This window comes from Halovivax cerinus (assembly GCF_024498195.1).
In the GTDB taxonomy this organism is placed as follows: domain Archaea; phylum Halobacteriota; class Halobacteria; order Halobacteriales; family Natrialbaceae; genus Halovivax; species Halovivax cerinus.
This window is the reverse complement of the sequence record NZ_CP101824.1, coordinates 553876-579709: the sequence shown is the minus strand read 5'-3', so window position 1 is coordinate 579709 and position 25834 is coordinate 553876. Positions and strand designations below refer to the sequence as shown.

Sequence of the window (25834 nt, the reverse complement as noted above, 5' to 3'; positions counted from 1 at the left end):
GAGAAGATCAGTACCCCTCATAGAGGAGAGATGGTTCACGGAAGTACTCTGCAAGGTTATTTTCTACCTCACCCTGCGATTCTGCAAAAGTCCGTATCCGTTCCTCCACGACATCGGTGGTTATGACGTGCAATTTTGGACGTTCCTTATACGCTTCGTTGTACGCTTTCTGAACCTTTCCAGGGCCGTCCTCTGTTTGTTGTCCGACCTCCCGCGTAATTCCGTTGACACTCGTTTGTTTGAACGCATCGGTGACAAAGAAGGGATAGAATACCTTCTGGAAGTCGCCACCAATGAGTTGCAACTCGTTCCGGAGGTTGGCTGTTAATGCCATTTCAAGTAGCATCGCAAGCGCAACGACATACCAGATCACGAGGTTCTCGTTCGCCTTGTAATACTCGTCCATCTTGTCGAAGAACTCAATGTCTTTCTTTCCGTCAATCTCGTTTACGATGAAGACGTGAGATATATACTCTACGTCTAGATGCCTCCTCCCGCGGCTCAAATACTCGGTATGTTTTCCCTCTGTTTCTTCGCTCCCAAATTCAGCATCATCCCCGGATTTTGTATCGACGACGCCGCCCACAGTTGCATACTTGTCGTCAGGATCAGGGGCAACATCTGTAATTTTGAAAACTAAGTCGGGGAGTTCGTCACCACGATCATCCTCGCCACCAGCATCTGGATACGTCGGTGTCAGAGTAGAGAGTGCCGCATATCCGACCTCTTCTAGTCGAGTACCCGAACTCTGAGGGAGTTCTTTGTTTGTTCGAAGGAGTCGCATGTGATTCAGTTCTGTAAGCATGTACCGTGGGTTCGAATGAATCCGACCGACGACCTTGTGAGATTCTTCGTCTAAATTTCGCGCGAGTTCTTTCTCAAGACCCTGAATCTGTTCCATGGCCTCAACCGGGCCTTCAAGATACTCTGAATCTTCTCCCAACATCGACAGAGGTACAGTATATACCAAACTACCAGTCGTGAACAGCGATTGCATTTCAAGGTAGGAATCAATCTCCTCTTCAGGGACGAGAAGTAGCGTAGGTTGATTTTCTCGAAGTGCGTGTATATACACCTTTGTCGCTTCCCGCTTCGGGTTCCGCCCTCCTATTATCGATATCCGAAGCCCATCCTCTGTTACTCCGTGTACTGAACTTGGGAGACTTTGGGGTTCGACCATCTCCAAGGAGCGGTCTATCCCCTTGGCAACCCTCTGCATCACCAATTCCCATCGCAAATCGAAGAACCGCCACTCCTCAAATGAGACTGTTTCCTCATGTGCTTCGCCATACCGACCGGTACACTGTGTTCTGAAAACCTGTTCCGACTCGTCCTTTTCTTTCCTCTGTAATTGCCCGCTACACTGGGGGCACCGCTGAGGAGATTTCAACTCAGCATTCACAAAGTCAGTCCCGGTAAGCGAGGATGGAACTGATCCTTCAGACAATTCTCCCTCTCGAAGTCGCAAACTGATAGCCTCAGCTACTTTATCCAAGATATGGTCACTCATACCACGTCTTCCTCATTGAAGAAGTATTTTAGCGCGAGCTGATCGTCGTCGGATAACCGAGCGCTGTCTGTGGGCCGATAATCCCCACTTTGAACTGCTACGTTGCGGTTGGAGATTGAGAGCACCAGAGCGGCATTTTCGTCGTCAGCGGTAGCAAGAATGTCAAGAAAGCTGTCGCGCATCTGATCAACTCTGTCGAAGATTGCTTCAAGCCCCTCACGGCCGACTAATGAGAATTCTTCAGCTGCCACTGAAGCGTCGTCGAATACCTGTGAGCCGTCATACTCGATTGTCTCTAAACACTGGATGACCGATTCCTGTTTGTCCGATGGGAGCGAGTCCGCGTTACGAACTTGCTCTTTCGCTTGGTCGGCGCGGTGGTGTATCAAATTCCGGGTCTGTTCAATCGGATCGTCGGACTCTTGGATCACTTCGGAGGCATCTTCTTCTAATTGACCAGCTTCCTTCACCTGTTTAGTAGAGAGTTCACTCACAAATTCATCAACGTCGAACACATGGCTAAAGAGGGCGTTCAGAATTTGCTTCCAGCCTTGCTTCCCTTTCGTCAGAACTATGGTAGCGTCCTGTCCTTTCGCATCGATATAAACACGGCTCGACTTGACATCTCGGTATGTTTTCGTAGTTACTTCAGGCTCCGCAGGAATATCGGTTTCGTCATTCTCGCGGAATTCGAAAACACGAACCTTTCTGGGTTGTATACCACGCTCCACTGTGATGTGGAGGACGACACTATCAGTCCCTGATTCCTCAATACGGATTCGAACTGCTTTGGTCTGATCGTCAGAATTCCACTGGTGATGAAATTCTGAAACAGCGTCCTCAACGCCTTCTAAGGAAAGGCCTCCATCGAATGTATAGGTCTTCGTTGAGGAGACCCTCTTGATTCGAGAACCAACCACGATATGGTCAACCTCGCTCGATAGGTCTTCTCTGAGAACTCGAAGAGCGAGTTGGTACTTGGATTCTGGAGTCTCTTCATCGAAGTTGACTCCGTACTCCTCCGCGAGGAACCGAATTGCCGTATCGATGCCGACGTTCTCAGCATCAAACCGATCATAGATGTCCAACCACTCACGAGTGAGATCAGCGTACTTGGAGGAAAGTGCACGTCGGAGTCCTTCTATTTCGTAATCCGACTTGTCAAAGTTTCCGTCCTCAAAGAGACTCAGAGCATCGTAAAGAATTTGCTTTCCGCGTCTCTCCAGCCTTGAATAGATTTTCTGGTCATACTCGCTGGCTAGGCCAGATGCTGTCATATGCTCTACCTGATGGTGCTTGTGGTTTATACTTATGTGTTATTGCCAGAACTGGCGGGCATTTACGAGCACGTGCGGGGACATCTCGAAAGTGGCGAGGCTGGTAATAGGTAACTTTCGAATGATTTCCTCAGTTATTGATTATTGTATTGTCTTCTCACAATCACTAATTTACATTGGGGTTTAAACTACAAATGATTGATCGGTGTGGCTTTCGTGGCTACCGATTTGTCCGAGATATGTAAAAAGTCGCCTGCTGCACATGGTGGGGATCCTGGAATAAACAAATTTTATTTTTGGTAGAAATAATATCCAAACAATGTTGGGGTCTCTTCTAGAGAACAGCAAACTGGTTACGAAGGCTGTCAAGACACAGGAAAGATATCAATAATGTGCTTATCGATAGTCCCCCAAAGCGTTTCCTCGCCAAAACGTATTCTGTGACTAAACTCTGATTCTGCCTTTTCGCTATCTATGTCCGACTCTTGGAGTTCACCGAATGTCCCTCCATAATCCTCTTTCAGTTTACCGAACAACTCCTCAGAAGTGTACTCTGACCTAGCTGGATACGTCCGATACTCCTCTCCAGGAAACCGGTTTGACTCTTCTGAACCCTGATTCTCCCTCACACTTAATATCCCCGGAAGCACCCCTAACGCCTCTACGTGCGCAGCCTCATCCTCATCGACATCTACGCTTGAAGACTCGCCCTCCCAGATAGCAGCAACGACATATGACCGCATCACCTCCTCACCACACTCCTTCAACACTGAAAGGATCTCATCCGCCGTCTCAGAATCCAAGTCGCAATCGGCATATTCCTCGTATACTTCCCAGTGATTCTCCGAAATATGCTCAGGATAAGGAATACGGGTATCCGATGCCAACCCGATACGTTTCACAAACTCGAAGAACTCAGGATCTGACGGCCCTGGAACGTCAATACCCTCAAAATCATCTCCTACCCGTAGCTGGTGTGTCTCATCACCATCTGGGAATACGAGCTCAACCGTTCGGATATCATCCCTCTTCTTAATCTCAAGAAGTTCCAAGTACTGCCTGACACTGAGATCGTCAGTATCCACATTAAAGTTGAATTGGCCTTCTCCGAACTCATGGATATCGTGATCGGTCTGCTCCCAGACGAGTTCGACGTGAATGGGGTATTCTGGTGTAGGCTCCGTCTCATATTGAACTTCGAACTCAAGAGTATCGCCGGAAAGCGACCAATCACCCGTCCATTCTATCTTCGTCTCATTTGGCATCTTCAAATCTTCAATCACCTTCGGAACAACACTCCTCGGTAAGATAACCCGCGAATCAGGATTGGATATCTGGATCAAGTCATTCCTGCTTTCACCGCTACTTCTTCTTGACTTCCAAAAACTGAGATTTATCTCGTCACCGTCCTCCAGCGTGGCTACATCGTACGACTGAGTGTACAACGTATGCGCATTCTCCACGACACCTAGTGATTTCTCCTCTAGAATCGAACGGGGAATCGTCAACAGATATGGTTCACCATCACTTTCAGGATCTGAATTTTTACAGAGAAATTCCACGATCGCTTCATCCAAAATAATCCGATCATCCAGCATCTCATCGTTCTCCAGTTCGAACTGGGTGTTGTTACCAACTGTAACTCGGTTTCCGTGCTTAACGGCGTTATACGCCTCCCTAAAGTTCAGGTAGAACAAAGCTATATCTTTGAGCTTGTTACGGACGTTCTCAATTGAATCACTGACCAGTTCCTTCACCTCGGCTCCTTCAGGCACAACTCCCTCATCAGTATCACGAAGAACTACGTCTTCTAGATTAACATCCGACGGCGCATCCTCCAGTTCCTCTTCAGAATAGCTGATAGTCCCCTTCTGAACAGCCTCGTAGCCAAAAACCGAACTCAAGACGACTTCCGGATTATCATCGACATCATGCTCCTGGAGGTACTCGTCGAACTTGTCCTCGATAAATGCCTCAAAGAGAGGCCGAATATCTCCGCTCGAAGTGCGGATAATCTCGTTGATGAATGATGCCTTGTCCAAGATTAGGTACCTCAGATAGGAACCGAACTCCTCGATATACTGCATTGTCGCTCGGAAAAGGTCCACAACAGCGTACACCTCTGCAGTATCTTGTTGGTCTCTAGGCACCGCATCAAGACCTGAGTTAATCGTCCCTGCTATCTTACAAATATGTGCATGTGCTATCTCTGGATTCTGGCGTTCTTGAATGACAGCCTCCGGATCCTTAGATTCCGAGTCAGATGCAAACTCGGTATACTCGAAGAAGCTCTTGTCATCATGGCTCATACGGAACCATATATAAACGAAGGGTAAAAAGAGCTAACCTCTACACACCCTACAGCAGTTCATCGACCGACTGGATTTTTAACCGCTACAGAGGAAGAACACACAAGCCGACACAAGTTCAGTTGGTGCCAACCGATTAACTTTGCTAACTGAGGTTACATCAAGTCGAGACACGTCCGTTGCCTTCACTTGACCGGTTCAACATTCATATTATGGTTATTGGAATATTCGTCCCAACAAACACATTCTCTAGGAGATATTTAAATAGAACGTCATTTTATTGTCCTGGGATCAATAATGGGAGTATTTCCAAATTGGGTCCGCAAAGGCCGGAGAAAACATCAATTATATGCACATCAAAACAGATTTGTACTTCCGCGTATCAGTCCTCTGGGAAGGCGGGAAGGAAGCGCCCTGCGTATATCGTATGATTCGACTCCAGCCGAGAACTGACGCGCGACCGAGCGCGGAATCAGTGAAAACGCCGGTAGAGGCGTTCTATACGGCGAAACCGTTGGCTCAAAACCGTTCAGTTTCTGGATGGGCCCTGTCGGACCTGAACTGTGCGCCCGTTTCTCCCTCGGGTAACGTGTCTAGTCGACTCATTGGTCTGGCAGGTAGTCGCGTCGTTGTTTCGCCTTCTGGCGCTCGCTACGGCGGTCGTAGTGCTTGTCGAGGACGTTGCCGCTCGCGTCCAGACGGTCACCGACGATCTGGCGGGGAACGTCCTGCCGGCGGTACGCCGTCACCCGGCCGCTCCGAACGTCGTGCGGCGATCGCGACGACGGGCACGTGCTCGCTTTGACGTAGTTCGTCGCTTCGCACTCCTCCGGATCCCGGTCGTGCGGACACGCTGCACCGCGCATACACGGTCTGGTGATGTCGTACAGCGTATCTCGTAGCGCCGAACGAGACGCTCTGCCGTATTGTGTCGTCAGAAGCGGTGCTCGGCCGTACTCGTCGGTTACACAGTCTCTCGGCCCGTCGATGTAATCCTGGACAACGCCGGCGACGTGCCCACCGATCGTGTTCCACCGCTCGCCTTTCTCGCCGTTTTTCAGCGGCGTATCCTGCGCTGGCCGATGGACGAATTCGAGTCCCGGTGGGTCGGAATCGAGGTGGCAATCGTCGAGATCGAGGGCTCGAATTCCGCCGACCCGCGCGCCAGTGTGCCAGAGAAGTAATAGCGTGACGTGCTTTCGAGACGCGTAGTGGTGGCGATTGAGGTGTTCGAGGATATCGATCGCCCGGTCGGGATCGAGCGTCGTATCGCTCACCGACTCGCTTCCGGAGACCGTCGGCAGTGGAACCTTCTCGTGAAGTCCTTCAGGAACGGCGTCGATATCGGCACAGAACCGGAGGAAAGCCCGGACTGTGGCGAGTTGTCCACGAAGGGTGATCGTCGCGATTTCCCTGCGTCCGTCGCCGTGGCCCTCTCGGCGCCACACCCGGAAGGCGTACAAATCCCGCCCGGTGAGGTCGTTCAGGTTATCGATCCCCTCCTCTTCGCACCACTGCTCGAACGCTTCGAGCCGGTAGACGTGAGACGGGATCGTCTCTTTGCTGAGCTCGTCTCGGCGCCCCTCCATGTACATCTCGATGGCCTGGCTGGGACTGATCGGTTCGAGTCTGCTCATTCGGGATCCTCCCGACTGTCTCGGACGGGGCGATCGATCTCGAGAAATTCCGGGTCGGTAGACCCGGGCGTCGATTCGTGTATCGTCGGTTGAGTGCGTGGACGTGTTGGCAACATGCGTGGCTCTCGGTCCGCGTTTCGGCGCTGGGAGGGCGGTCACCTCGGTGCCCGATCGACGCATAGACGGCTCTACCCGGAGGCGAAGCTTTTAGCGTCTCAGGCCAGAAGGGTCAGTTGTCCAGACGGACCCTTTCTGACGCCGTTTCGGTGGGCAGTCTATCGTTCGTCGACGTCTCGCCCCGTTCGTGGAGCGGATGGTGTAGCACTGACTTTGTATCGGGACCATTTGCCGTTGGTAGTATTAAACATTGTGTATGCTTAGGTGTGATTCAGCATATGCTTATCTGGGACGATTCGTCCGCTCAGAGACGCGATGTGAGCGTATACGGAGGATTTTTTGCCGATGCTCACCCAGACTGGGGTATTCACTTAGTCCAGTTACTATGCGAGCACGAATAGCGTGGATTCAGATGAGCGATCTCGACGTCCTCGAGTTCCTCGACGGGCACGAACTGGACGATTTCACGGCACCTCCCGCGACGATCGCCAAGAACATGGACCCGACCAAGGGGACGATCCAGCAGCGCGTTCGAATCTTGAACGCCGCAGGGCTCATCGAGAAGGAAGACGAGAAGGGCGGGTACTATCGTCTCACGGGACTCGGTCGACGATACCTGGAGGCCGAGTTACTCGACGAGGAAGAGGACCAGCTCAAGGAGTTCGATCCGTCCGACGTCTAATTCTCCTCGGCTTCGAATCCGGCATTCATTTTGCCCAGTGATTAGTACTGGAATCAAGGATGCCCACCGAAGCCACCGTGTACCGGGTCCTCCTGGTGATGGGCGACGATATCGAACAGGAACGGAGCGTCGCGAGGGACGTCGTCATCGACTGGAACTCGACGACCGGGCGCACGCAAGATATCTACCTGGAGCCGGTGTCGGCCGTTCACCTCAACCTGGAAACAGCGGACCTCGAAGAGGAGATCGACGCGGTCCTGGGGACGTTCTGGACCACCGTCGAAAACGCGCGGACGTCGAGTGATTGTCTCACCGATACGGTTCGACAGCTAGCTTTCGATGGGTGCGTCCCGTCGATACTCGGTTTTTCGGAACAGAACGTCCCGACGAGTACCCTCGACCCGGAGCAGTACGCGGCGGTCCAAGACTTCAGAGACGAGTGCCGGCAGACGGGGTACTTCACGTACGCGACGATGGAGGAGTACGAGAGCCGACTCCAGCAGTCCCTCTCCCGGCTGATGGACGAGCTCCTCTCCGATCCGCGGCAGCCATTCGGGAAGGACGGTGACCACGACGGACCGAGCGAATACGATGTCGAGGTCGATTACGACCGCCTCGAACTGTCCGCCAAAGTTCATCGCGAACAGGACGAGCGGAACCTCGACCGGGTCGTCGATCGTCTCCAGGACCACGGTGTCGAACCACCGTATCGAGTCCTCGACGCAGGGTGTGGATACGGAACGGTCACGAAGAGCCGATTCGGAAACGACGACCGGTTCGAGGTGGTCGCTATCGATCAGTCCCGAGCTGCCCTCAAGATCGCCAAAGACCAGTACGCCGCGTCGAACGTCGAGTATCGCTGGCTGGACGTTAACAACCTGCCGGACGCCGATATCGGGGCGTTCGACCTGGTCTTTTCCGCCTATCTGTTCCACCACCTCGCGAACCAGGAGTCGGTGCTGTCGCTCCTCTGGGACGCGGTCGACGACGGCGGCTGTCTCCTGGTCCGCAGCTGTGACGACGGACAGCACCTGCACTATCCGCCCGACGAGGAGATGGAGTGGCTGGTGGAGTTCACGGACGACATTCCCGGAAGCAGCGACCGGACACACGGACGTCGCCTTCCGACGCAAATGAAGCGACTCTCACCGGAACCGACCGACGTCTGGCTGGATCTGAAGAACTACCACACCGTCGGACTGAGTAGTTCTGAACGGAGGGAGTACTGGTCCGTGTTTCACTCTAACAGGCTTCACTACGCGAAAACGCGCGCCGAGCGGGATGAGGCCTCGGTCGAAGAACGGCGCCTCTACGAACAGATGGCTGACGCGATGGACGCACTCAAACAGAAGATCGTCGGGAACGAGCACGTTTTCGACGTCAAGAGTGTGCCAGTCGTTGGTGCTGTGAAGTGATCCGTTTGTCAATGTTGAAGGATTACGATGAGAGAGAACACAATCGATCCGTAGCGGACGTTCAGTACAGGGTACACACGTACCGCGACGAGTGACAATCTGTCCGAGGTCCGTCACAAATTCGGTGAAACATGCAGAGCGTGAACCACGCGAGTGAGAGGTCCGATAACCATTAGGATACGATGTAGCAACCGATACATTGACTCGCTCCGGCCGGCCTCATCACGTACAACGTAGTAGAGAATCTAAACGACCGGGCCACCGAAAAATGCGCCGAGGCCCCATGCGAGTTCGGGAGAACTCCCACGGCTGTCCGCGTCTCGATGGATATGGAACGTTATGAGAAGAGCAAGAGCGACTGCGACGAAAGTTATCAATACTTCGGTGGTGCCAACAGTGCCGATGTCTACGAGCGTCATGACGAGATGTTCACAAGGAAATGTGACAGAGATTGTGATGACCGAGCAACCCTACTGTGCGCCCGGATACACTACCGATGGTGTCGAACTACTACGATTTCACCTGAACCGAGTTCCCCTAGATATCTCGCCGCCGGAACAGTACTTGGCTCACGATGAGCAATCCCAAGAAGCCAGCAAGGAGAACTCCGGCGTCCATTACCTCGTACGTACCATCAATGAGAACCGGTGTTGGGGAGTAGTAATGGGTTGGGCTAATGTATTGAATCCACGAAAATTCCTCCGCCGCGCCAACTGCGGACTCAACGAGCCAGAGAACGAACATCAGCCCGATGGCAGCCCGCTCTGCAACCGCCGCCCGATTCACGAGTACTGAGAGAACTGTTCCAATCGCAGCGCAGACCAGGAGGTACGGAATTGAGAGGAGATGCGCCAACACGAGATGCATCGGATCAATCGTTTCGCCGATTGATAATACAAGACCGTATGTGACGCCGCCTACAACTACGTTCAGCAGGATAAGTGGAAGCACCATCGATGCGAATTTTTCGAGAAGTAACTGGCTCCGAGAAACCGGGAACGAAAGCAACAGGTCCATTCGATCATTCTCGATATCACTTGCGATCTTCCCCGCCGCTGAGTATGCAAAGTAAATCCCGAGCCCCACCAACCAGACGAACGTGTAAATCTGGCCCCCAAGCCATCCTTCAATCGTTCCAATCGTTTGAATGCCGAACGCTTCCCTCATCGCAGGCGGCACTGACTCCGCGATCTGCGCGTAAGCGGATGCATCAACGAGAGAGAAATACCAGACAATAAAGGACACGTAGAGGCTCACCCCAATCGTCAGAATCACAGTCCCTCGAAGACGGCGGCTCGTCTCATATCGCGTGGTTTCAAGCATCTGATTGCACCTCCTGGTTGGATTCTTCTGCTCCATCTGCCCCGTAGTAGTGCATGAAGATGTCTTCGAGCGGTGGTTCGCTGATGTCGATTTCACGCACGTCATGTGTCGCAAGTTCGCGGAGAAGCGTGTTGTACTCGCCAGTGTAAATGAATTGGATTCCGTCAGCGAACGTCTGCACATCACTGACCCCATCAAGTGCCGTGAGTTCAGTTCTGGCCTCGTCAGTCGTTCGAAGCCGGACACGCTTCCCACCTTGTTCCATCAACGTCTCGACATCCTCTAATCCGACGAGTTTGCCGTCGCGGAGTATCCCGACCCGATCACAGATACGGCGAACCTCGCTTAACACGTGAGACGAGAAGAATAGCGTCTTCCCTCGCTCGCATTCGTTCCTGGCGAACTCGTTAAACTCCTCTTGCTTGAGGGGGTCGAGACCGGATGTCGGTTCGTCCATTATCACGAGTTCGGGGTCGTGCATGAAGGCTTGAATGATGCCGAGCATGCGTTTATTCCCGGATGAATACTCCCGGATCGGACGCTCCACCGGGGGCGTGAATATATCGAGGAGTTCGTCTCGCCGGTCACCACCCTTGACGGACGCATGATAGTCCAAGACTTCTGCACCCGTTACTTCCTCGTTGAACCCGAGATGCGCCGGTAAATACCCGATTCGCTGCTTGGCGTCGATAAGCGCGCCCTCATCGTGAACATCTGCGCCGAGAACAGTCGCTGTTCCGGATGTCGGTTCGAGTAACCCCAGTACTGTTCGAATCGTCGTCGTCTTCCCTGCACCGTTTGGCCCCAGGTATCCGAATATTTCGCCAGTTTCGACGGTGAACGAGACGTCGTCGTTAGCGAGAACCTCTCCGTAATCCTTCGTCAACCCGTCCAGTTCGATTACTCCCATAACCCATTCCTTTGCATGCAGTGCTTTTTGTTGTATCGGAGGTTACATTCGACGTACATAGAAGGAACTGTCACGAGACGGGTGAGATCTGACTACTGGGCGGGGACTATAGCCAATCACGGGACGAAGAACGTGGACTCAACGGGACATACCGTTATTGTCTCACCTGACGTACTGTGGGTTATGGTCAGATTTGGGTTCGTCATAGTGGGACTCGTTATGGCCCTAGTTCCAGCACGAGTCCGGGAAGCCTTCGAGGAACTCGCCCTCAAAACGTCTGATGAGGTCAGCCCCCGTTCCACCTTTACGCCAGCGATTAGAGCGGAAGGCGTGATGTTCGTGGTCGTGAGTGTACTGGGAGGACCGGTGTATCGTGTGTCGATGTACGTTCTTGGACTGGCCGGTGCTATTGCACTCTTCGTTCCGAAGCAGGCACTCCGGTTCAGTATGAACATCGCGTACGAAAACCCAGAAACAGTCGAATGGAAGGACCGACTCGATCCAGTAATTCGCGGGTTCGGCGTGCTGTATCTGCTCATCGCGTTGAACGAGGTCAAAAACTGTAGTCGGGAGACATAACCGGAATTCCGGGCCAGCGACTTACAGATTCGACCCCGAGGCCGAATCCGATTCCCGTTCGATTTTCTCGTACAGGTAGTACGAGTACGCGGCAGTAACTCCAGCCGTCAGGAGCAGCGGGACGAGAAGGAAATAAATCGCTAGGTCGCCGAAGAAGAGCCCGACCAGTGTGAGGACGGCGGTGAGTTTGAACAGGCGACTACCGAGGGCATGGGTCCGATCCCAGACCTCGTCGCTGCTGAGCGTCCACGGAGTCCGGATCCCCGCGAACCAATTCGGCTCGGCGTGCGGGAGGAAAACACCGACGTAGTAGAACAAGCCAGCCGCACCGACCAAGATGAGGGCCGTGAAGTCGAACTCGTAGCCGAGGTTGAATGCAACGATCCCGGTGTGGACGAGGACCAGATATCCGGTGAAGATGACGACGAACCAATCGTAGTAGGCCCGGAACTCCGCGATGTTCTCACGGAGTGGACCGATTCGAGGAATCGCGGCGAACACAACGAACAGCCCCGTCGTCAGAGCAGGAAATAGCCAGAGTGCGAGTTGCTTTGGCATGGTGGCGTCCGGTTCTCCAGCGGCGTTCCAGTGCGTGACGAGGTTGCCAGGAAGAGACGGAGCCGCGAGCAGGCTCACGATGCCCGATAATACCACGAAGCCAACCGCCAACCCGAACCGGTGAATTGTTTTCATACACGACGATACGGTCTGTTCCCCTGAAAAATCAGTAGGAAAGAGCCGGTGAGCTGATTATCGACGATACTGACGACTGTGTTGACCGATCTGACCTGATGGAATTGGGAGATGATTCTGTGCGAGATATGCGCCCTGCATCTTGCACGACGCTCTGAGCATCATCTGAAACGGATAGGACCCGCAGCGGTCAATTCGCACACCTACATACCAGTTGGTTCAATTAGAAACACTCGAAATAAACTTGCCTCGGCTCATAACATGACTGGGGTCCATTTCCCGGTTGAATTGGTTTTGCCAAACCCACTTACGGCCGTCACACGCCTATCAATCAAGATCTCGATCCTGACAGACGACCTCACGTAGTTCTTCCAGGAGTTCCGGGTGATGTTCTTCGAGAACCTCGATGTCCGTCGCCAGTTCCTCGTTGATCCGCGATCGGACGCGAGAGATGGATTGGAGCCGCTGTGACTCCGACGGGTCGCCCTCTCTCGAGATGTAGTCGCGGTCGGTGTCCGTCATGATCGCGCGGTACCGGCCCATGCGTGACCGTCCTTTTTGCGCCATTGCAAATGAAGCTTCCTCCCGCACTCGTTTATAGTTTGCTCCAGTGCATATGTTTGCACTAGTGCAAAACACTTAATATGCACTGGTGCATAGTAGTAACTGAGAAGCGCGGGACACCGGCCCAGAATTTGGCCGGGGCGTGCGCCAACACGCCCGACCGCGCTTCGGAGAGTGACCGAAGCATGAGCACGAACACGACGGATTCCCAAGACAGTACCGGACCTCGTTCGAAAACTCCCACCCCGGCCGACCGGATTTTCCGTAGCCACATCGTCCTCGGGACGGACGTCAGGGGGTGTATACACCACTACGTCAAGGACTATGACCGCGAATACATCACCGAAGACGGCGGTGCCGTATACGTCGTCGGAGAAGGCGGTCTTTCCGGGGCGTACTCCCTCGGCGCTCACTCGTTGACCGAGTGGGTCGAACAGGTCGAGCGAGTAACTGGCTGGGAGGAGTGCCACGTCATAACCGGGCTCGTCGAGGCGATCGGCCGATGACCATCAACCCAGTCGATCAGCGTGATCCTGAAGGGGAGAATCTGAAGGCCAGGTGCGAACACGACCTCGAGCTCGAGCACTTCCGTCTCGACGACGAGGGTCCGTGGGGATGCACGGTGGTCACGACGTGCGTCGAGTGTCTGGCGACCGTCTCCGCGGACGTCGAACCGGAGACGTTCGTGGAGGTGGGACAGTGAGCGCAACCACGCCGGAGGGATCGGAGGGAGACGGCGATGCAGTGGCGATTCGCGCGGCTACCGAGCCCATGATCGTCGTCCCGAACGCACCGGGAATGTTCGACGTCTACTCGGGGGAGACGGCGATCTACACTGTCGATCTCGTCCAGGGTGCCTGCGAGTGTCCGGACGCGATGTACCGCGGCCGCGAGTGTAAGCACCAGGTCCGAGTCAAACAGGCCATCGGGGACGCACCGGTCCCGGACGGGGTACGCCTCGATCCGACGCTCGCACGTCGGCGGGATACTCAGCGGTAGTCGTCGATGCGGTTTCGTTTGGTTCTGTAGGCGCTGAGCATTTGAGTATTAGTCACGAATGGCAGTGTCACAGCCGGATTGTTCGTGATCGTCTTCGGAGTCCAGGTCCGAGCGGAGTCAAACGCGAAGGTGCTGGCCGTGTTCTAGTCCGGTTGGCGGATTTTGAAGGCGAAGCGAGATCATCCCGTCTCCGGCGTCGACATCGTGGGCACCGGCGACGCTCCCGGTGACTGCCGCCTCGATCCGCTGCAACCGGACGTCGAGTTCTGCCAGGGAGGGTTCGGGAGTTGGCACGTCGACCGGCTACACCTCGGCGCCGTCTGGAAACGGAACCGGGTCCGTCCCGTCTTGGCAATCAGTAGCACCCGGAAACCCGTCTTGGGAACCGTCTGGCGGCCGGTCCTCGGGTCCGTCGTGAAGGCGCTCGTGAAGGCGATCTGTATCGAGCCCGTCGGCTCCGAGATCGGACCTCGCCGATACGCTCGTTCTCGTCCAGTGCCTGTGAGTGCTTGGTTAGGCCGACGAGAGCGAGGCAGTAAGCGTCGCGGCCAGTGAATTCGTGACCAGCCTCTCCCTTCTTCGGAAAATCGGAAAGCGGGCCCCGATCAATACAACCATCAAAGAGAAACGACCGGTCATGGACCGATTCGATACCCCGACCATCCCGGAACTCCCGGAGCTAGAACCAGGCATTACGCTCCTCGAAGCGGTCGACTCTCTCGTCCCGCTTCACTCGCTCGTCGTCGATCACCTGCTCATCGACGGCGGCGACGGCTACTGGGTCGATAGTCACGGCCACGCCCGGACGGACGTCATCACCGACGTCTCGCCGTCGGACCGCATTCTCGATCGCATCGAGGTCGCGCGCGGCTTCACGGCGCGTCAGCATCACGAACTCGTCGCGACGCTCTCCGATCGACGCATCGATCCGTCGCTCGTCGTCGCGCCGGCCGTCGACGGCCAATATCGCGACGACGACCTTCGGGGAGACGAGGCGACCGACCTGCTCCTCCGAACGCTGGCTCGGCTCGCTCGACTCGCTCGCGATCACGACTGTCCCGTCCTGATCACTCGCGCTCGTGACGACGCACTATCGGAACCGGTATCGGAAATCGCGGCGCACACGATCCGGTGTCACTCGACGCCGCTCGGCCCCCGGTTCGAGGGCGACGACTTCGAGACGCTCGTCTATCCCCAGGAAGACGGCTGGGTGCAGACGACGCTCGCCTTCTGGGCCGAGGTCTTGCGGGTCCGACAGCCGCTCTATGCCGATGCTCCCACGAAGGTCCAAATTCACGGAGTGAACTAATCGGCATTGATGGAATCCACTTAGCCGGATCTATTCCCGTTCAGAATAGTTGATCAATGAACCGTTCGCATTGTCCGTTGAAATATACCATTTCAGGGGGAGGTTCAGATTGGAATGCAAACGGTCGGCGCTATATCTTGCACGCCCCACTGAGACGAAGTCTGTGCAGCCAATATATATTATGTTAAATCGCCACTAACAATTTCTCTATGTTCAAATATTCCTAGGTGATGTAAAACTCGTTTTGACACGAGGTTATTAGACCAAGCGCAAACAGTTGCTTACTGACTGGTATGGAGGTCATCGATTGTGACTGGGCTTCATTTGATAGTTGGTGGGAGTCACACGTCGATATAGACCAGTCGGTACTGACTGAAGCCGATAGTCTCGTGTTGGACTCTCGCTGGCTCGACGGTCAGTGGGCCAGCATCGATGATTGGTGGGAACGGTATGTATCTACGGATCAATCGGCACTTGTCGACGAAACCACGATCACTCTGGACGACAGATTGCTGGCCGGCGGCTGGATTGATCTTGACAATTGGTGGCAGTCCTACAGCAAGGCTCACCAAGAGGATGTCGAGGAGTTGCTGGCCACCCTAAAAAAGGCTGAGAAGGTGTGGGCAGCAGGACCCAGCCAGTTCGACACAGACCCGCTATCAGCCGACTGGCAGACTGTCCACGGATCTACGGGCCCAATCCGGCTCGTTCGGGAGGAAGATTGGTCCTACGCGCTCGCATACCTCTTCATGGAGTCGGGAGTGCTGATTAATGAACTGTTTAATAATTCGCACGATGGAACACCAGATAGCGTAGAGACCGAGGCTCATTTGCCGGGTGGCTCTGAAACCACCCGGTATGAGGACATCCTGATTATCAACTCGGGTGGCGGTATCTCTATCGAGGTGAAGATCCACGATACGAACTTCCAGAAAACAGTCGAGACGGCCGAACTGGTCGAACGACATCATTCCGGCGACTGGACGCACGTTCTCCTGTTGCCTGCCTACCAGTACCCGCAACTTAGAGACGCTTTCGGTAGAAAAATTTCTGAACCTGCAGAAGGTCACCCGATCATCACGGCGACGCCATTTGACAATCGGGATATCGAGGTACAAATCCGGAACTGGAAAGAAATTAGCACCGCGTTGCGTCGAATTCTCCAACAAAATGATGAGATTTCACCACACTGGGCGGCGAGTGCCTACGTGGTCTGTACGCTCATCGAACAGAAGATCTTGGGGTTCGTACCGAAACCAATAGTCAAGCAACAAGTAGCCACTAACGATATCGTCCACGACAATGTGTCGCTGGCAGCGGGTATTCAGGACATCGAGAACGAAATCTCGTATCTACAGGCAACAAATGAGGATACAAACAATGGATAACGAATTCGTCACACGAGCGATCGAAAACGATCGCTGTCTGAAGGCGTATCGCCTCCTCGACCGATTCGAGGACGAAATCGAAGCACTCGTAGGTCGAATGGGCAACGAGATGATCGCAGCTCACCCGCATCGCTTTCAGGAAGATGCGAGTTTAGGGTTCAAGTCTGACTGGAATAGTGGAACCATCATTGCCAACGCACGGGAAAATTTCAAGATGCGTGTAGTGAATGAGGATGATCAGTCGGCTAATATAAGGCTAAATGTCTCTGTCCGCTGGGTTGACCCTCTCGACTGGAACCAGGACGGTATCGATGGAGCGCTGTGTGCGGCCTGCTACAAAATTAATGGTGGGAATCTCGATGACTACAAAGCAGTGTTGGAGGCCACAGAGAGCTCAGATCTGGGTGTGCGTGTCGACGATGACCAATTCAATAACGCTCCTGGTATCTTCTATATTCCAGTCGAAGATGCCACAGAACTCCAAGATGCAGCTGATATCCTCATAGAACACTTCAGTCGCTTTGGCGATCTGTGGGGCACTGATCCAGCGAACGTGGATATCGAGGATTAAATGTTTAAATATCGACCAATCTACTAGCAGTAGGGAGCGAGGCTAGTCGAAAGCCACTCATCACCGGTTGGCTAGCGGGACAGTGAATCAACTACATTCAGCAGTTTGTACATGGCACGTTCTGGGTTGGTGACAATTCGTTGAGATACAGTGGCCGTTTTATTGACCGTCCTTGGGTCATTCCGTAGGCTTGTCATGGGTATTTTCCGTGTCGTAATGGCTGAGTGAGTGTGAGACAACCTAACGCCCCAAATTTTCAATTTCTATAGTGAAACCGGCCTTCGGCTTCGGGATCGGTAATGGATATTCTGCGCCACTCCGGCCAGTTAAAGTCTACTATAGATCAATTTAATATTTATATATACATACTCTTATAACACAGCAACTTGGATAGCCAATTGTGGCAAGAGATGTGTGGTAGTAACAATCCTGTGTGGTCCAGTCGAAGCGCTACCCGATTCGGGGTAGATCCGCCACAGAACCCGTGACACCGACGACAATCGGGTCGAGTACGCGAGAATTTGCCGCCATGGAAGCGAACACAGTCACGACGTCTATCTCGATCGAGCCGGCGGATGCGCTGTTTCTCAGCTGGGCGGCTGGGATCAACGCGTCCGGGCTCTTTCGAGAGGCGTTGGCCGAACAGATGGCGTATCGAAACGTCGACCGCGACCGCCTCGTCGATCTCGTCGATCGAACCGTCCGAACCGACGGTCGCGACCTCGACGAACTGTGCGAACGGACGTCCTGCCTCGAGGATCTCGAGGCGCTTCTGGACGCCACCAACCAGCCCACTCCAGCGACTCATGAGTAACGACTCACCCTCCACAGCAGACGAATCGTTCACGAACGTACTGACTGCCCCAGTTCGGCGGCTCGCCAGCCCGCCGGTGGTCCAGTTCGCGATGGGCCTGGCCTTCCTCCTGGTCGCGACCACGCCCGCCGCTGCGGACGTCGGCGACGTCTACTGCGACACCGGCGTCGAGACCGGCATCACGCTGGTTTTCGGCGCGCTCGCGGGCCTCGGCCTTCCTGCGACCGCCTTCTTCATCGGCCGATCAGGCCTCTCGTACATGCGAGCGGGCGGCAATCCCGAGAAGAAAAACGACGCCAAGCAGCGGCTCGTCATGTCCGGGCTCGGGTTCGCGATCATCGTGATCGCACTGATCTCCCCGGAACTCGTCGACAAGGTCGGGAGCCAGATGGGCTTCGCCTTCTCGGACTGCGTCAAGCCGATATAGCGCTGCCAATCGCCCCGCCGGCCCTCCCACACCATGACTTCGCACCGAAGGATCGCCCTCCTGGTCGGACTCGTTCTCCTCGGTAGTACCGTCTCCATCGCGATCGGGGCGACCGGCGTCGCGATCGACGACGAAAGCGAGAACGAGTCGACGATTCCGGCGGACGGACCGGCGTACGGCGTCAACAGCAGTGACTTCTACAAGCTCTGGTCGAACGACGTCGACGACGCCGAGATTCCCGAGGATGACTTCGGGGACGGTACGAACGACTCGCGTGAAGAGTTCGAACGAGCCCTCGCGCGGTCGACCGACATCCCGTTCGAACGGCCGCCAGAGGCCGCCGAGGTCTGGAGTCGGGGCGACCTGGAGGACTACTCGCCGGGCGGAACGGACGCCTCCGTCGCTCCAGCCGGCGCCCAGCCGACCGATGGCGCCTACATCAAGGATGCGTTCGTAAGCATCGCGACGATCCAGCCCTCGACGATCCTCCACGACACGAACGAGTCGGACCCGACCCAGTACATCGCTCCGGACGGCGAGGTCCTGGCGATCAGCGACTATCGCATCGCCGTCCCGGACGACGAACACAGCGAGCGCCGGCACGAAGAGTGGTCCCTCGTCGACTCCTCGATCGAGTCGATCACGCTCGAAGCCGACGGGCAGACGCACCATTCGACGGACGACCACACCGCCGTCCTCGAATACGAGGACCTCTCGGGGGCTGTGGACCTGACGGTCGAATCAACGATCTCCGCGACGCTGGAAGTCGACAAGGAGATCTGCACCGATTGGAACGAGACCGTCGGTTCCTGCGACGAGTGGACGTCGATCGACGACGAGGTCGCGACCGAGCGGACCGTCTCGGACACGCGATCGGTCGAAGTGAACCAGCTGTCGAACGTAACCGGCAGCCGCGTCGAGTTCGACGCCGCGCCGGAGCGCGTCGGTGGGGTCGTCAACCCCGATACGGAGTGGTCGACGATCAGCGTCGACGGCGACGTCGGGGCACGCAGCAATTGGTGGTTCTACGCAGCCGGCACGCCGGGGTGGACCGAACTCGTCACGCACGAGTCGAGTGGATCGACGACGTCGACGTCGTCGGTTCGACCGGTACAGGTGCACGCGTTTCCGAGCGAGGTCGCACCGTACGTAGCTGGAAAGTCCGAAAACGGGACCGTTCCGTTACAGATCGAAGAGGCGTGGGGCGAGGAACGAACCGGGCCGACGTTCCCGTCGGTCATCGACCTCGATCCGGCGAGGCGCTACGCGAACGCCGACTCGATCGCGTTCAGTTCGGAGACGCTCGACGCGTCGATGCTCCAGGAGATCACCGTCGACGGGATCGTCCGCGGTCAATCCCGGGCGGTGACGCTGGCCGATCCGCAGACGGTTCGCGAGGCGGAACTCTCGCTTACGGTCACGGACTCCAACTCTTCGTACGCGACCGTTCAGGCGACGGTCACGGACGCGTCCAGCGGCGACCCGGTGACGGCGGGCCGGGTCGAGATCGGCAATCGATCGGTGGCGCTCGATCAGAACGGGGAGGCCAGTATCACCGTCTCGAATCCGAGCCTGATCGTTCGCGGGGAGTACGTCCCGGACGGGTGGTGGCAGACGGACCAGCCCTACTCCTCGGCCGAAGCGACGACGATCGTTCGAGGCCAGACACTCGACTTCCAGACGTTCGTCGACCTGGCCATCGTGACCCTGCTCTGGTTCCTCCCGCTGAGTCTCCTGGTCCTCGGCCTCGACTACGTGACCGACGGCGAGCTCGTCGGCCTCACGCGGAATTCCTGAACAGCAGACGAAGACACCACGAGAATACGTATGAGAAGACGATACGGAACACAACGCAGAATCGGCCGACGAACAGCCCTCGCCAGCGTAGCTGGTGGTCTCGCCGCCCTCGCGGGGTGTACGACCGACAGCGATAGCCCGCAGGATCCTGGCGACGACCCGGGCGGGAACGAGACGTTCGACTCTGTCGGCTGGGATGGGCCTACGCTCGTCGCAACGCTCGCGAGCGACGTCGCCGCCACCCACGTCGATCTCGTCGATTCAGACGGGGAGACGCTGAGACGGAAACACCCGCGAGACACGTCAGAAGTCTCCTATACCCTGCTCGGAGAGGCGGAAGACGGGTACGAACTCGGCGAGTACCGACTTGTCGCGTCGGACGGAGACTCGACCATCGGCGAGACGGACGTTTCCCTCGAACCGGAGCTCAGGATCACGGCTGTCAAGTGGGCGAAAGAGTACCCGGAGATGGAGTGGGACAAAGAGAGCGACGACTGGGAAGATCGGGCGGCGCTCGAGATCGAGAACGTCGGAATATCCCCGTCGTACCTCGAACAGGTCCGCTGGGAGGACGCACCCCTCTCGAAGGTGATGCACCCGGCGGAGACGGAGTTCTATCACCGCGTTCTCCTCCCGGCGGGGGAGACGACGACGGTCTACGGAGCGGCGGTCTACGCGACGGAGGGTCGCTTCGGCGAGTCGCTCGACTGCGGCGAGCTGGACACCGACGATCACACCGTGACCGCGATCGTTCAGGCCGGAGCAAATCCGCAGTACACCCAGACCATCGAGTACGGTGGAACGGAGACCTCGTGCGAGTTGTCGATCGTCGACGGCGGTCCAGTCGAACCCACTGACGGGGGTGAGTAGCGGTGGGCTGGCTCCGTGAGGAGGTACAGGGGGCGATCGAGGACGTCCTCACGGGTATCCAGGAGGCACTGCTAAACTTCGCCGACAACCTGTTCAACGCACTACTCAAACCGATCGTCGGCGTTCCGTCGCCGACGTCCGACTCGCGGTACATCGTCGTCGGCACGCCGGACAACAGCCCCTGGGACGAGCTGTACGCGGAGTTCTACCTCCAGTACGTCGTTCCGCTGACGATCATGCTGTTGTTCCTCGCGCTGGCGTTCATCGGCCTTCGATCCGGCTCGATCAGCAACTACAAGCGCAAACGGTTGCTGCGGCGCATCGGGATCGTCTTCCTGGGGACGTTCGTCTGGTTCCCGATCGTCTCGCTCCCGTTGCAGCTGGTGAACGACATCGGGATGACGCTGGCGCCGCTCGACGAGATGTCCGGCGGGCTGGGGGAGCTGATCAAGGCCGGCGTCGGCGGGCTGTTCGTCACGCTGCTCGTCGTCCTCGTCTCGAACGTCCTCCTGCTCGTGGCGGCGTTCGTCTTCGCGATCAGGTACGTCACCATCATCCTGTTGACGCTCCTGATGCCGCTCCTCGGCGTGCTGTGGGCGATGGACGTCTGGCCGGTCTCGCCGGCCGCCCAGCTCACCCGTCGGGCAGCGGCGGTCTATCCGGGACTCATCCTGGCGGGAATCCCCTGTGCGGTCGTGTTTCGGATCGGCTGGCAACTCGACCTGTCGCCCAGCACGGACGGTCTGTTCAGCATGATGCTCGGACTCGCGCTGATCCCGACGGCCTTCATCGCGGCGATCATGACCGTCTACTGGTCGGCCCCCGCGATGCAGTCCCTCGCTCACAAGAGCGTCCAGCACACGAATCCCGCGGCCGCCGGAGCTGCGACGAAACGCGGCGTCGGGTCGGGTGTCCGCGGGGCCCGGAACGTCCATCGGGGATACGCCAAGAACGCCACCGGCGCGGTGACGAAGGGCGGCCAGACGACCTTCGGCAGCGGTGGCTCGAAAGCCTACAAGATGGGGTCCGCCGCTCAGTCGGCGAAGGATCACGCCGTCCGGTACAACAACCTGCGGAAGACCAGGACCGGACGGATGCGGGACAAGGCGAAGCTCGACGTCGGCCAGTCGGCGAAGATCGCGACAGTACAGGCGAAGCAATCGTTCAGAAATACGAAGAACAAGGTTTCGCGGTGGTAATCCCATGAGTGTATCCACAGACGACGGCGAGTACAGCGCGCGACGAATTCACCGATCGCTCGGCGGGACGACCGCCTTCTTCCACGGCTATTCGATCGACGAACTCCTACTGTTCCTCGGCGTGGCGTTCGTCACGCTGGTCGGCGCCGCGGTGGTCCCGTCGGCCCTCACGATCCCGGTCATCGGCTTCGGCCTCATGCTCGGCTGTTCGCTCGCAATCCTCCACAAGGTGAAGCCGTCCTACCTGTGGCTCACCGAGTGGCTGGTCGCGCGACTCGGCTGGGCGATCAAGAACAAGGAGTACACGCACGGCGAGGACGACAGCGACGTCCGATACCTGACGCGACTCGGTCGAGTATACCCCCACGCGATCGAGCGAACCGACGGCGCGCTCGTCGGGGCGGTGAAGATTGAGCCGGCGAACATGGCCCTCGAGGACGAGGACGCCTGGGCGCGGGCCGTTCAATCGCTCTCCGAGTTCGTCAACGCGACCGTCGATTTCCCGGTGAAGTTCTACATCACCAGCCGCGAAGTCGACCAGGACGACGTCGTCCGCGACCACCAGCACCGGCTCGGTGACGCCGACGTCCGCTCACGACCGGTCCTCCGGCGCCTCCTGAAGGAGTACGTCGCCCGGAACACGAACCCGGACGGGGACGTCGACTCCGAGCGGACGACCGTCCGCGAGTTCTACATCATCACGGCCGTTCGTGACAGCGATGTCACGCACCTCGACGAGACCGGCGATAGCGTGCTCGCGTTCCTGGCCGACCTGCGAGTCGTTGGCCGCCTGTTCGGCCGGTTCCAGTCCGACGGACTCTCCGCCGGGGAACGAGAGCGCCTCAAAGAGGAGAAGCTGGAGTCGCGACTCGCCCAGCTCCGTCGCGGAGGCGCGTCGCTCTATCGGTGCTCGGTGAGTACCGTCGACGCATACGAACTCGCCCGCGTCACGAAGGAGTACTGGACCGGACGGACCGAAACGTACGGCGACATCTCGAAGGCGATCGGGACGTTCCCCGTCGTCGCCCACGGGCTCAGCGAGCGCGTCCCGTCGAACCCGCACCCCGACGACGTCGGTGCCGTGATCGGCGAAACGGACCGTCGGAAGAGATCTACGGCAAGCGACCGGGACCACGAGGCCGATTCCGAGTGGAAGTTCCCGCTCGACGAGTTCGACGACGAGGCAGACGGGACGGCGGACAACGAGGTGGACGAATCGGTGGAAAGCGAGGGAGATGGGGCGGCGACCAGCGAGGGAGACGAATCGGAGAAAGGCGAGGCGGACGAGACGTCGGTCGCGTACGAGGACCGCCTCGACGACCCCGCGAACCTGCACCAGTCGGTGGTCGCCCCGTCGACGGTCGACTGGGAGACGACCTACGCCGTAATCGACGACGAGACGTACGTTCGGACGTTCTGGATCGAACAGTTCCCGGAGGAGCCGCCGGACGGCATGTTCGAGCGCCTACTCCTGGAGACGGACCTGCAGACGGACGTCAGCATCCACCTCGATCCGTTCGACAACCGGTCGGCCGAGGACATGATGGCCGCGTGGATCTCCGATCTGAAGGTCAACCAGCACGACTCCAACAGCCTGCAGGCCGAGGACCTCCAGGAGGACATCGACCGCGCGAAGTTCATGCGGTCGCTCGTCCGCGCGAACAAGGCCTCGTTCTACCGGGGCGGCGTCTTCATCCGGCTGTCGGCCGGGAGCAAGCAGGAGCTCGACAACAAGACGACGCGCCTGCGCTCGATCGTCAAGGACGCCCCCGCGAACAGCACCCTCAAGGTGGCCAATCGGTGGCAGGAGAAGGGGCTCGCGACGGTCTCGCCGCTCGGCCGGAACGAACTCGGTCGCGACCGGATGTCGACGATGACGAACCAGGCGGTCGGCGCCACGTTCCCCTTCTCGTCGAACTACATGATGATGGACGAGGGCGTCGAGTACGGCTACCACGGACACAACGGGTCGCCGGTTCGCATCGATCCGTGGTCCCTGGAGACCGGTCACAGCGAACTCGTCGTTGGGATGCCCGGCGCCGGGAAGACGTTCGGCGCCATCATGCGGATGCTCCGGATGATGAAGCGGCGCCAGGACACGATGCTCGTGATGATCGACCCCGTCGGCGGGTTCGAGGGCATCGCGGACGCACTCAACGCGAAGACGATCACCGTCGGCGGCGATACGCGGTTGAACCCGCTGGAGATCCGCGAGACGCCCGCGGACATCATCGAATCCGACGACGGAACCTCGCCCCTCTCGGCGAAGAAAGACGAGGTGCTGGCCGTCCTGGAGAACTTCCTGACCGCTCGCGACATCGATCTCGGGACCGAGACCGGCGTGCTGTCGTACGTCATCGACGAAGCGTACCGCCAGGCGGGCGTCGTCGAGGACGACGTGAGTACGCACACGCCAGAGAACTCCCCGACGATGGCGGACGTCCACCGAGTGCTCGCCGACATCGCCGAGAACCCCGACGAGCACAACATCGCCGAATCCGAGTCCGCTCGCGAACGCGCGGCGCAGTACGCCGACGAGCTCGCGATCGCGTTCCAGCCCTTCCGCGAGGGCGGCGCGTACGAGAACCTCTCGCAGCCCTCGGAGATCGACATCCTGGAGGGCAACGACAAGGTCGTCTACATCGACCTCGGGCAGATCGAGGGGACGGCATCCGGGATCGACCGGCAGACGTTCCTGATGCAGCTCCTCCTGTCGACGGTCTACCAGCAGGCGAAGAAGACGGACAAGAACGTGGAGGTCGCGATCGACGAGGCGCACTACCTCTTCGAGGATCAGGCGAACCTCGACTTCCTGGAGACGGCGTTCCGCCACCAGCGCCACGCCGGCCTTCGGATGGTGTTGCTCTCCCAGACCGCCCAGGAGTTCTACGAGACCGAGCAGGCGGAGAAGATCATCGGGATGTGTCCGATCAAGGTCTTCCACAAGCTGCCCGATCTCGACGACGAGACGGCCGACACGGTCGGCCTCACCCGCGAACAGCGCCAGTACGTCCGCAGCGCCGACGCCGGCAAGGAGGAACTCGGCTACTCGCAGTCGCTCGTCCGCGTCGAGGAACACGGGACGTACCCGCTCCACGTCGTCGCAGACGACTTCGAGAAGCGCGTGATCGATTACACGCCGGACGACCGGGCGACCATCGAGCGCGCGATCAACAGCGTCCCCGAGGACGTCGTCGAGTTCGAGCAGTTCCTCGAAAGCGAGGCGCGGCGGAACGCGCTGCAGAACCGGCTGGGACTGACGGACGAAGTGCTCGCAACCCTGGCCGAATACGGCGGCGTGGAAGGGGACGGCGTCCCTGAAGCGACCGAGACGGTGGAGATGGGAGGCGAGGGAGAGGAAACGGAGGAGAAAGCGACAGCAGAGAACGTAGCGGAACCGCTCACCCGTCCTGACGGCGGCGAAGTACGCGAGTAAGCACGACC

The 25834-nt window shown here is 57.4% G+C and carries 25 protein-coding genes; 15 read left to right on the top strand and 10 right to left on the bottom strand.

Going from position 1 to position 25834, the window contains the following annotated elements; genetic code table 11:
* Positions 1-7 precede the first annotated feature (7 nt).
* The 4 genes from NO366_RS02715 to NO366_RS02700 form a co-directional block, all read right to left on the bottom strand.
* The gene (locus NO366_RS02715) at positions 8-1510 is read right to left on the bottom strand and encodes a hypothetical protein (protein WP_256532780.1); all 1503 of its coding nucleotides are present in this window, start codon (positions 1508-1510) and stop codon (positions 8-10) included.
* Entirely contained in the window at positions 1507-2787 is a 1281-nt protein-coding gene (locus tag NO366_RS02710) for a hypothetical protein (protein WP_256532779.1), read from the bottom strand. The genes NO366_RS02715 and NO366_RS02710 overlap by 4 nt, the downstream gene beginning before the upstream one ends.
* 365 nt (positions 2788-3152) lie before the next feature.
* On the bottom strand, positions 3153-5096 hold the full coding sequence (locus NO366_RS02705; RefSeq protein WP_256532778.1) for a hypothetical protein: 1944 nt from the start codon (positions 5094-5096) through the stop codon (positions 3153-3155).
* A gap of 602 nt (positions 5097-5698) precedes the next feature.
* Positions 5699-6733, bottom strand: coding sequence for a tyrosine-type recombinase/integrase (locus tag NO366_RS02700; RefSeq protein ID WP_256532777.1), 1035 nt, complete (start codon positions 6731-6733; stop codon positions 5699-5701).
* Between the two features lie 529 nt (positions 6734-7262).
* Here NO366_RS02700 and NO366_RS02695 point away from each other — a divergent pair.
* Together NO366_RS02695 and NO366_RS02690 are read left to right on the top strand one after the other, a co-directional pair.
* Positions 7263-7532 (top strand): helix-turn-helix domain-containing protein, encoded by a 270-nt coding sequence (locus NO366_RS02695; RefSeq protein WP_256532776.1) that lies wholly within the window; start codon positions 7263-7265, stop codon positions 7530-7532.
* Between the two features lie 59 nt (positions 7533-7591).
* Positions 7592-8947 carry a class I SAM-dependent methyltransferase gene (locus NO366_RS02690; protein ID WP_256532775.1) on the top strand — a complete coding sequence of 452 codons (1356 nt, stop codon included), beginning with the start codon at positions 7592-7594 and terminating at the stop codon, positions 8945-8947.
* 245 nt (positions 8948-9192) lie between these two features.
* Here NO366_RS02690 and NO366_RS02685 read toward each other — a convergent pair whose 3' ends face one another.
* The 3 genes from NO366_RS02685 to NO366_RS02675 form a co-directional block, all read right to left on the bottom strand.
* Positions 9193-9366: a hypothetical protein gene (locus NO366_RS02685; protein WP_256532774.1), complete on the bottom strand. Its 174-nt coding sequence runs from the start codon at positions 9364-9366 to the stop codon at positions 9193-9195.
* A gap of 118 nt (positions 9367-9484) precedes the next feature.
* On the bottom strand, positions 9485-10270 hold the full coding sequence (locus tag NO366_RS02680; RefSeq protein WP_256532773.1) for an ABC transporter permease subunit: 786 nt from the start codon (positions 10268-10270) through the stop codon (positions 9485-9487).
* Complete coding sequence (locus NO366_RS02675; protein WP_256532772.1) at positions 10263-11180, bottom strand: ABC transporter ATP-binding protein; 918 nt, start codon at positions 11178-11180, stop codon at positions 10263-10265. The genes NO366_RS02680 and NO366_RS02675 overlap by 8 nt, the downstream gene beginning before the upstream one ends.
* Before the next feature lie 183 nt (positions 11181-11363).
* On the opposite strand from NO366_RS02675, the gene NO366_RS02670 reads away from it, so the two are divergent.
* On the top strand, positions 11364-11759 hold the full coding sequence (locus NO366_RS02670) for a hypothetical protein (RefSeq protein ID WP_256532771.1): 396 nt from the start codon (positions 11364-11366) through the stop codon (positions 11757-11759).
* 21 nt (positions 11760-11780) lie between these two features.
* On the opposite strand, the gene NO366_RS02665 is transcribed toward NO366_RS02670, so the two are convergent.
* Positions 11781-12452 (bottom strand): SdpI family protein, encoded by a 672-nt coding sequence (locus NO366_RS02665; RefSeq protein WP_256532770.1) that lies wholly within the window; start codon positions 12450-12452, stop codon positions 11781-11783.
* A gap of 327 nt (positions 12453-12779) precedes the next feature.
* The gene (locus NO366_RS02660) at positions 12780-12995 is read right to left on the bottom strand and encodes a hypothetical protein (protein WP_256532769.1); all 216 of its coding nucleotides are present in this window, start codon (positions 12993-12995) and stop codon (positions 12780-12782) included.
* A gap of 206 nt (positions 12996-13201) precedes the next feature.
* On the opposite strand from NO366_RS02660, the gene NO366_RS02655 reads away from it, so the two are divergent.
* Genes NO366_RS02655 through NO366_RS02645 form a run of 3 tightly spaced genes read left to right on the top strand, consistent with a single transcriptional unit; the run spans position 13202 to position 14015 of the window.
* Positions 13202-13522 (top strand): hypothetical protein, encoded by a 321-nt coding sequence (locus NO366_RS02655; RefSeq protein ID WP_256532768.1) that lies wholly within the window; start codon positions 13202-13204, stop codon positions 13520-13522.
* On the top strand, positions 13519-13719 hold the full coding sequence (locus NO366_RS02650) for a hypothetical protein (protein WP_256532767.1): 201 nt from the start codon (positions 13519-13521) through the stop codon (positions 13717-13719). Before NO366_RS02655 ends, NO366_RS02650 begins: the two co-directional genes overlap by 4 nt.
* Positions 13716-14015, top strand: coding sequence for a hypothetical protein (locus NO366_RS02645; protein WP_256532766.1), 300 nt, complete (start codon positions 13716-13718; stop codon positions 14013-14015). Before NO366_RS02650 ends, NO366_RS02645 begins: the two co-directional genes overlap by 4 nt.
* Before the next feature lie 117 nt (positions 14016-14132).
* On the opposite strand, the gene NO366_RS02640 is transcribed toward NO366_RS02645, so the two are convergent.
* Complete coding sequence (locus NO366_RS02640; RefSeq protein WP_256532765.1) at positions 14133-14309, bottom strand: hypothetical protein; 177 nt, start codon at positions 14307-14309, stop codon at positions 14133-14135.
* 343 nt (positions 14310-14652) lie between these two features.
* Between NO366_RS02640 and NO366_RS02635 the strand changes: the two genes are divergently transcribed.
* From NO366_RS02635 to NO366_RS02595, 9 genes are all read left to right on the top strand, one after another.
* Positions 14653-15324 (top strand): hypothetical protein, encoded by a 672-nt coding sequence (locus NO366_RS02635; RefSeq protein WP_256532764.1) that lies wholly within the window; start codon positions 14653-14655, stop codon positions 15322-15324.
* Positions 15325-15617: 293 nt separating this feature from the next.
* Positions 15618-16712 carry a hypothetical protein gene (locus NO366_RS02630; RefSeq protein ID WP_256532763.1) on the top strand — a complete coding sequence of 365 codons (1095 nt, stop codon included), beginning with the start codon at positions 15618-15620 and terminating at the stop codon, positions 16710-16712.
* Positions 16705-17283, top strand: coding sequence for a hypothetical protein (locus NO366_RS02625; RefSeq protein ID WP_256532762.1), 579 nt, complete (start codon positions 16705-16707; stop codon positions 17281-17283). The genes NO366_RS02630 and NO366_RS02625 overlap by 8 nt, the downstream gene beginning before the upstream one ends.
* A 529-nt stretch (positions 17284-17812) precedes the next feature.
* The gene (locus NO366_RS02620) at positions 17813-18097 is read left to right on the top strand and encodes a hypothetical protein (RefSeq protein WP_256532761.1); all 285 of its coding nucleotides are present in this window, start codon (positions 17813-17815) and stop codon (positions 18095-18097) included.
* Entirely contained in the window at positions 18090-18524 is a 435-nt protein-coding gene (locus NO366_RS02615) for a pilin (protein ID WP_256532760.1), read from the top strand. Before NO366_RS02620 ends, NO366_RS02615 begins: the two co-directional genes overlap by 8 nt.
* 33 nt (positions 18525-18557) lie before the next feature.
* Positions 18558-20321 (top strand): DUF8186 domain-containing protein, encoded by a 1764-nt coding sequence (locus NO366_RS02610; protein WP_256532759.1) that lies wholly within the window; start codon positions 18558-18560, stop codon positions 20319-20321.
* Positions 20322-20351: 30 nt separating this feature from the next.
* On the top strand, positions 20352-21191 hold the full coding sequence (locus NO366_RS02605; RefSeq protein WP_256532758.1) for a hypothetical protein: 840 nt from the start codon (positions 20352-20354) through the stop codon (positions 21189-21191).
* Positions 21192-21193: 2 nt separating this feature from the next.
* Positions 21194-22390 carry a TrbL/VirB6 family protein gene (locus tag NO366_RS02600; RefSeq protein ID WP_256532757.1) on the top strand — a complete coding sequence of 399 codons (1197 nt, stop codon included), beginning with the start codon at positions 21194-21196 and terminating at the stop codon, positions 22388-22390.
* A gap of 4 nt (positions 22391-22394) precedes the next feature.
* Positions 22395-25826 carry a VirB4 family type IV secretion system protein gene (locus tag NO366_RS02595; RefSeq protein WP_256532756.1) on the top strand — a complete coding sequence of 1144 codons (3432 nt, stop codon included), beginning with the start codon at positions 22395-22397 and terminating at the stop codon, positions 25824-25826.
* Positions 25827-25834 lie beyond the last annotated feature (8 nt).

What these genes read in the sequence shown, in the direction of transcription:
- NO366_RS02715 (WP_256532780.1), bottom strand. Translation starts at nt 1,510, where the DNA reads ATGAGTGACCATATCTTGGATAAAGTAGCTGAGGCTATCAGTTTGCGA.
- NO366_RS02710 (WP_256532779.1), bottom strand. Translation starts at nt 2,787, where the DNA reads ATGACAGCATCTGGCCTAGCCAGCGAGTATGACCAGAAAATCTATTCA.
- NO366_RS02705 (WP_256532778.1), bottom strand. Translation starts at nt 5,096, where the DNA reads ATGAGCCATGATGACAAGAGCTTCTTCGAGTATACCGAGTTTGCATCT.
- NO366_RS02700 (WP_256532777.1), bottom strand. Translation starts at nt 6,733, where the DNA reads ATGAGCAGACTCGAACCGATCAGTCCCAGCCAGGCCATCGAGATGTAC.
- NO366_RS02695 (WP_256532776.1), top strand. Translation starts at nt 7,263, where the DNA reads ATGAGCGATCTCGACGTCCTCGAGTTCCTCGACGGGCACGAACTGGAC.
- NO366_RS02690 (WP_256532775.1), top strand. Translation starts at nt 7,592, where the DNA reads ATGCCCACCGAAGCCACCGTGTACCGGGTCCTCCTGGTGATGGGCGAC.
- NO366_RS02685 (WP_256532774.1), bottom strand. Translation starts at nt 9,366, where the DNA reads ATGACGCTCGTAGACATCGGCACTGTTGGCACCACCGAAGTATTGATA.
- NO366_RS02680 (WP_256532773.1), bottom strand. Translation starts at nt 10,270, where the DNA reads ATGCTTGAAACCACGCGATATGAGACGAGCCGCCGTCTTCGAGGGACT.
- NO366_RS02675 (WP_256532772.1), bottom strand. Translation starts at nt 11,180, where the DNA reads ATGGGAGTAATCGAACTGGACGGGTTGACGAAGGATTACGGAGAGGTT.
- NO366_RS02670 (WP_256532771.1), top strand. Translation starts at nt 11,364, where the DNA reads ATGGTCAGATTTGGGTTCGTCATAGTGGGACTCGTTATGGCCCTAGTT.
- NO366_RS02665 (WP_256532770.1), bottom strand. Translation starts at nt 12,452, where the DNA reads ATGAAAACAATTCACCGGTTCGGGTTGGCGGTTGGCTTCGTGGTATTA.
- NO366_RS02660 (WP_256532769.1), bottom strand. Translation starts at nt 12,995, where the DNA reads ATGGGCCGGTACCGCGCGATCATGACGGACACCGACCGCGACTACATC.
- NO366_RS02655 (WP_256532768.1), top strand. Translation starts at nt 13,202, where the DNA reads ATGAGCACGAACACGACGGATTCCCAAGACAGTACCGGACCTCGTTCG.
- NO366_RS02650 (WP_256532767.1), top strand. Translation starts at nt 13,519, where the DNA reads ATGACCATCAACCCAGTCGATCAGCGTGATCCTGAAGGGGAGAATCTG.
- NO366_RS02635 (WP_256532764.1), top strand. Translation starts at nt 14,653, where the DNA reads ATGGACCGATTCGATACCCCGACCATCCCGGAACTCCCGGAGCTAGAA.
- NO366_RS02630 (WP_256532763.1), top strand. Translation starts at nt 15,618, where the DNA reads ATGGAGGTCATCGATTGTGACTGGGCTTCATTTGATAGTTGGTGGGAG.
- NO366_RS02625 (WP_256532762.1), top strand. Translation starts at nt 16,705, where the DNA reads ATGGATAACGAATTCGTCACACGAGCGATCGAAAACGATCGCTGTCTG.
- NO366_RS02620 (WP_256532761.1), top strand. Translation starts at nt 17,813, where the DNA reads ATGGAAGCGAACACAGTCACGACGTCTATCTCGATCGAGCCGGCGGAT.
- NO366_RS02615 (WP_256532760.1), top strand. Translation starts at nt 18,090, where the DNA reads ATGAGTAACGACTCACCCTCCACAGCAGACGAATCGTTCACGAACGTA.
- NO366_RS02610 (WP_256532759.1), top strand. Translation starts at nt 18,558, where the DNA reads ATGACTTCGCACCGAAGGATCGCCCTCCTGGTCGGACTCGTTCTCCTC.
- NO366_RS02605 (WP_256532758.1), top strand. Translation starts at nt 20,352, where the DNA reads ATGAGAAGACGATACGGAACACAACGCAGAATCGGCCGACGAACAGCC.
- NO366_RS02595 (WP_256532756.1), top strand. Translation starts at nt 22,395, where the DNA reads ATGAGTGTATCCACAGACGACGGCGAGTACAGCGCGCGACGAATTCAC.